The following is a 5,600-nucleotide window of genomic DNA, read 5'->3' on the forward strand; positions in this document are numbered from 1 at the left end:
GGTTGGGACTATTTGTGGTGGTTCAGACGGCACCAGTGGGATCAGTGCTAACCCTGCCGTTGGGCGTTGTTTCGATAAACTTATAGAACGGGATGCTGCCTGTATATTTGAGGAAACCGGAGAGTTAATCGGTTGCGAACAGATTATGGCTAACCGAGCTATTACACCTGAGTTAGGGAAAATTATTGTCAAGTCAGTGGAAAAAGCGGAGCAATATTATACCGCTATGGGATATGGCTCGTTTGCACCGGGAAATGCCGAAGGTGGACTGACAACTCAGGAAGAAAAATCCATGGGCGCCTATGCTAAATCGGGGGCATCAAAAATCCATGGCTTAATTAAGCCGGGTGATATCCCTCCCAGAGGTGGGCTATATCTGATGGACGTTGTACCCGATGGCGGACCGAAATTCGGATTTCCGAATATTTCTGATAATGCTGAAATTGTCGAAATGATCGCTTCGGGTTGCCACATTATTTTGTTTACAACTGGCCGGGGATCTGTGGTGGGGTCTGCCATATCACCGGTAATCAAAGTCTGCGCTAATCCAGAAACCTACCGCAAACTGTCTGATGACATGGACATTAATGCAGGCAGCATTATTGAAGGGCAATCCACGGTTGATGAGATCGGAAAAAATATTTTCGAACTCACCTTGGAGGTAGCCAATGGTCGTCAAACAAAATCCGAAGCATTAGGTCATCAGGAATTTGTGTTGACTTATAAGCAATTTGAGTCAATTGGTCCGGCTTGTTTACCCGTCGTGCAACGATAAGTAATGCCTTGCTTTACTCACAGGAGTTGAATATGACCGTTAATTCACAACCCATGCGAACGATTGGTACCACCTCTTTGCAAGTCAGTAAGCTTGGCTTTGGTGCTGCGACATTAGGTAATTTGTATCATGAAATTGACGACAATAGTGCTAGGACGGCTATCGAACAAGCCTGTCAAGTTGGGATAAATCATTTTGATACCGCGCCTTTTTATGGCTTTGGTTTAAGTGAACGGCGGGTGGGTGATGCGCTGAGAGAAGTTGATACGCAAAGTTACGTTCTGTCCACCAAGGTTGGTCGTTTACTCAATCCTTGTGAGCGTGCCAGTGACAAGTTCGGGTTCTGTTCTCCGATGCCATTTGATCCTGTCTACGATTATTCTTATGACGGCATTATGCGTTCTTTTGAACACAGCTTACAGCGCCTAGGCTTGTCCATGATTGACATAATCTATATGCATGATATTGGCCAAGTGACTCATGGTAGTCAGCATCCGGAATTGTTCAAGATTGCAATGGAAAGCGGTTATAAAGCCATGGATGAACTCCGCTCGCAGGGTCTGGTTTCGGCCATTGGTTTAGGTGTAAATGAATATGAAGTCTGTGAACAAGCGATGGATCATGGGCGTTTCGACTGCTTCTTACTGGCCGGACGTTATAGCTTGCTAGAGCAGGATGCATTGCAAAGTTTCCTGCCTCGCTGCGAGAAAGAACAAGCATCAATTATTCTTGGAGGACCATATAATTCAGGGATACTCGCCACTGGCGTTAATAGGACTGACGTTACTCCACATTACAATTATGCGCCGGCCGCCCCCGCTATTATTGAACGTGTTAGCCGGATTGAGAAAATTTGTGATGAATTTAATGTGCCTCTCGCCGCGGCGGCACTACAGTTCCCTTTAGGGCATCCCTCTGTGGTCAGTGTTATTCCTGGATTAAGTTCAGCTAAACGCGTGGTGACTACTCAGGATTATATGAACACACCTATTCCTGATCAGCTATGGAGAGCATTACAGGAACAGGAATTATTGCATCCTGATGCCCCGTTACCGGTTAGTGCAGAAGTAGAATGAAGCCTATGCAGCGTATTGATGCTCACCAACATTTCTGGCAACTGGATCGGCAAGACTATCGATGGCTAACGTCAGATCTGTCTGAACTATATCGTGATTATTTGCCTGAGCATTTAACTGGTTTGATGTCTCAAGGGAATGTAGAAAAGACTATTTTGATACAGGCAGCTGACAGTCTTGATGAAACCTATTTCATGATGAAGCTGGCCAATCAGCATGAATTTATTGCTGGTGTGGTCGGCTGGATTGACATGCTGGCTTATGATGCTGTTGAGCAGCTACAACGTCTATCCCAACAGCCAAAATTTAAAGGTATCAGACCTATGCTGCAGGATTTGTCGGATCCTGCATGGATACTTAATGATGCATTCGCTCCCATTTTTCAGGCACTCATAGATAACAATCTAAGTTTTGATGCATTGGTTAAGACTGAGCACTTACCTTATCTGGAGCAATTAATTAAACGTTATCCTCATTTAAAGGTAGTCATCAATCATGGTGCAAAACCTGATATTGCATCAGGAAAAACGCAAGCATGGTCTGATTTGATAAGGTCTATTGCGCAAAATCCCAACGTGTATTGCAAGCTTTCAGGATTAGTGACCGAAGCCGGTATACACAATAACTACGTTCATATTTTTCCCTACATGCAGCATCTATTTGAGTGCTTTGGTTCGTCGCGTTTAATGTTTGGCAGTGATTGGCCGGTTTTAAATTTGGCGTCTGATTATCCTAGATGGATAACCTATGTGGAACATTTTGTACAGGCAATGACTCCGGCACAACAGCAGGCAATATGGAATAACAATGCGGCTACTTTTTATAACCTTACTCTTTAACCGAATATGTCATGGGGGTTCTTATGCAAAGACTAAATAACAAATCAGCGATCGTTACCGGCGGTGGTAGCGGCATTGGCGAAGCGACCTGCTTGCGTTTTGCTGAAGAAGGCGCCGAAGTGTGGATACTCGATCTTAATCAACAGGCTGCAGAAGCCACTGCTACAAAGATACGGCAAGCTGGCGGTCAGGCTCATACTATGACTTGCAATATCGCCAATACTCAACAAGTTAAAGAGGTTTTTGGCGATATATTGAGTCAAACAGAAATTGATATTTTGGTAAACAGCGCAGGTATAGCACATATCGGTAATTTGGAGGGGACGACCGAAGAGGATTTAGATCGTTTATATCAAGTTAACGTTAAAGGTGTATACAACTGTATGGCCGCGATAGTGCCTGCTATGAAAGCGCGACAAAAAGGAACTATCGTCAATTTAGCTTCGGTTGCATCGTCGGTTGGTATTGCCGACCGTTTTGCTTATTCCATGACTAAAGGTGCAGTTTTAACGATGACGTATTCAGTGGCTAAAGATTATATACATGATGGGATTCGCTGTAATGCTATTGCGCCCGGGCGCGTGCATACTCCTTTTGTTGATAAATTCCTGGCCACTAGCTATCCGGATAATCAACAGGAAATGTTTGAAAAGTTATCACAAACGCAACCAATAGGACGTATGGGGACGCCGGAAGAAATGGCTGCTCTAATTGCCTATTTAAGCTCAGATGAGTCTTCTTTCATTACCGGCGTTAATTTTCCCATTGATGGTGGTTTTGTCACACTTAATAACTAATATTGGGGAGCTAGGATAATGGGATTTGATAACAAGGTTGCCAATTCACCACCAGATATTAAATCAATACAAAGTGCGTATGATGAAGATAAAGTCGTTTCAGGTACGATTTTAATTCCTTTTATTTTGATCACGTCTTGCTTTGCTCTATGGGGGTTTGCCAACGATATTACCAATCCCATGGTCGCGGCATTTCAAAAAATATTTCTCACCAACGCCACGGAAGCGACCTGGGTACAAGTTGCCTTTTATGGTGGTTATGGTGCGATGGCAATTCCGGCGGCGCTGTTTATTCGTCGTTTCTCTTACAAAGCAGGGATTCTACTGGGACTGGCGTTATATGCTTTAGGTGGCTTGATGTTTATTCCAGCCAGTAATATAGGGGAATTCTTTCCCTTTCTTTTTGCTTATTTCGTAATTACCTGTGGGCTGTCGTTTTTAGAAACCACTGCTAATCCTTATATCCTATCTATGGGATCTGAAGTCACGGCGACCAGGCGACTTAATTTAGCCCAAGCATTTAATCCTATAGGGTCGTTATTGGGGATGTTTACAGCCTCACAATTTATTCTGGCTAAACTGGATGGTCGTAGTAAAGCAGAGCGTGAACTGCTTTCTCCCGAATCATTTGAGGCTGTTAAATCTGCCGATCTAAATATTATTAGTCAGCCCTATGTCATTATTGCGCTAATTATTGCTGTCGTATTTATAAGCATAGCTTTACTCAAAATGCCCGAAAATAAACCTGCAATGCATGCGGATGTAAGTCTGTCATCTATTTTCAAACGGTTATTGACCAATAAGCGCTATCGGGAGGGGGTCATCGCCCAGATATTTTATGTTGGCGCACAAATTATGTGTTGGACATTTATTATTCATTACGGTACCGAAGTGTTCACCCATGAAGGTATGGATGAGAAAAATGCACAAATTTTGTCGCAACAATACAATATTGTAGCCATGGTCATTTTTTGTTTTAGCCGTTTTATCTGCACTTTTTTAATGAAATTTGTTAATCCTGGGCGCCTACTGATGTTGCTCGCATTGGGGGGGATTTTGTTATCAGCCGTTACAATTTTTATTGGTGGAAGAAGTGGACTCTATTGTCTGGTCGCCATATCAGCTTGTATGTCTTTAATGTTTCCCACCATATATGGTATCGCTTTACAAAAAGTCCAAGGTGATGATGCCAAATTTGCTGCTGCGGGTTTAATAATGGCTATTGTAGGGGGAACTTTTCTTCCTATGCTACAGGCAAGCATCATCGATAATTGGAATGCATCCTCGTTAACCGCTGTACAGGTTTCTTTTGTTCTCCCCTTAATGTGTTTTGTAATTATCGCCATTTTTGGCTATCGGACTAACAAGGTGCACGATGTCGACTAAAACTCAACGCTATTGTTTTGCATTGGATCTTAAAGACGATCCAGATCTTATTGCCCAATATAAGCAGTTTCATCAACCAGATAAAGTTTGGCCGGAAATTACAGAAAGTATACGTCAATCAGGCATTACTAATATGGACATTTTCTTAACTGGTAATCGCCTGTTTATGATTATGGAAGTCAATGAAAATTTCAGTTTTGAGTTAATGGAAAAAATCAACAAACAAAACCCTAGAGCTGATGAATGGGAAGAGCTGATGTGGAAATTTCAACAAGCACTTCCTTGGGGAAATCCAAATGAAAAATGGGTTTTAATGGAACAAATATTTAGTCTGTCCGATACCAATTGAACTTTGCTTTAAGGAGCATTAATGAAACTTCTAAGATATGGTCAATTAGGCCAGGAAAAACCAGGGATACTCGATAATCAGGGAAAAATAAGAGATCTTAGCCAATATGTTAGTGACATCAATGGTAGAACAATCTCTCCTGAAAGTTTGGCTAAATTAAAATCACTCGATTTGAATAATTTACCCTTGGTCGATGGTAATCCTCGGCTTGCGGAGCCTGTTGGTCAGGTAGGTAAATTTATATGTGTTGGCTTAAATTATGCCGATCACGCAACAGAAACTGGGGTAGAGGTTCCAGAAGAACCGGTACTCTTTATGAAAGCAACGTCGTCTATTATGGGACCTAATGATACGGTGGTACTTCCTCCATCATCGGAA

6 protein-coding genes and 1 pseudogene are annotated in these 5,600 nt (G+C 42.5%); all 7 read left to right on the plus strand.

Going from position 1 to position 5,600, the window contains the following annotated elements:
• Positions 1–775, plus strand: a pseudogene (locus tag V5298_RS18455) (hydrolase); the annotation flags it as partial.
• A gap of 32 nt (positions 776–807) precedes the next feature.
• The gene (locus V5298_RS18460; protein WP_332932901.1) at positions 808–1,851 is read left to right on the plus strand and encodes an aldo/keto reductase; all 1,044 of its coding nucleotides are present in this window, start codon (positions 808–810) and stop codon (positions 1,849–1,851) included.
• Positions 1,848–2,690, plus strand: a complete 843-nt coding sequence (locus V5298_RS18465; RefSeq protein ID WP_332932902.1) for an amidohydrolase family protein — start codon at positions 1,848–1,850, stop codon at positions 2,688–2,690. The genes V5298_RS18460 and V5298_RS18465 overlap by 4 nt, the downstream gene beginning before the upstream one ends.
• Positions 2,691–2,713: 23 nt before the next feature.
• On the plus strand, positions 2,714–3,487 hold the full coding sequence (locus V5298_RS18470) for an SDR family oxidoreductase (protein ID WP_332932903.1): 774 nt from the start codon (positions 2,714–2,716) through the stop codon (positions 3,485–3,487).
• Between the two features lie 18 nt (positions 3,488–3,505).
• Positions 3,506–4,873 carry an L-fucose:H+ symporter permease gene (fucP, locus tag V5298_RS18475; RefSeq protein ID WP_332932904.1) on the plus strand — a complete coding sequence of 456 codons (1,368 nt, stop codon included), beginning with the start codon at positions 3,506–3,508 and terminating at the stop codon, positions 4,871–4,873.
• The gene (locus V5298_RS18480) at positions 4,863–5,222 is read left to right on the plus strand and encodes an L-rhamnose mutarotase (RefSeq protein WP_332932905.1); all 360 of its coding nucleotides are present in this window, start codon (positions 4,863–4,865) and stop codon (positions 5,220–5,222) included. Before fucP ends, V5298_RS18480 begins: the two co-directional genes overlap by 11 nt.
• A 21-nt stretch (positions 5,223–5,243) precedes the next feature.
• On the plus strand, positions 5,244–5,600 hold a 357-nt coding region (locus tag V5298_RS18485; RefSeq protein ID WP_332932906.1), incomplete at its 3' end, for a fumarylacetoacetate hydrolase family protein.

The sequence above is a fragment of the Alteromonas sp. 14N.309.X.WAT.G.H12 genome (assembly GCF_036697315.1).
In the GTDB taxonomy this organism is placed as follows: Bacteria; Pseudomonadota; Gammaproteobacteria; order Enterobacterales; family Alteromonadaceae; genus Alteromonas.

What these genes read in the sequence shown, in the direction of transcription:
- fucP (WP_332932904.1), top strand. Translation starts at nt 3,506, where the DNA reads ATGGGATTTGATAACAAGGTTGCCAATTCACCACCAGATATTAAATCA.
- V5298_RS18460 (WP_332932901.1), top strand. Translation starts at nt 808, where the DNA reads ATGACCGTTAATTCACAACCCATGCGAACGATTGGTACCACCTCTTTG.
- V5298_RS18465 (WP_332932902.1), top strand. Translation starts at nt 1,848, where the DNA reads ATGAAGCCTATGCAGCGTATTGATGCTCACCAACATTTCTGGCAACTG.
- V5298_RS18480 (WP_332932905.1), top strand. Translation starts at nt 4,863, where the DNA reads ATGTCGACTAAAACTCAACGCTATTGTTTTGCATTGGATCTTAAAGAC.
- V5298_RS18470 (WP_332932903.1), top strand. Translation starts at nt 2,714, where the DNA reads ATGCAAAGACTAAATAACAAATCAGCGATCGTTACCGGCGGTGGTAGC.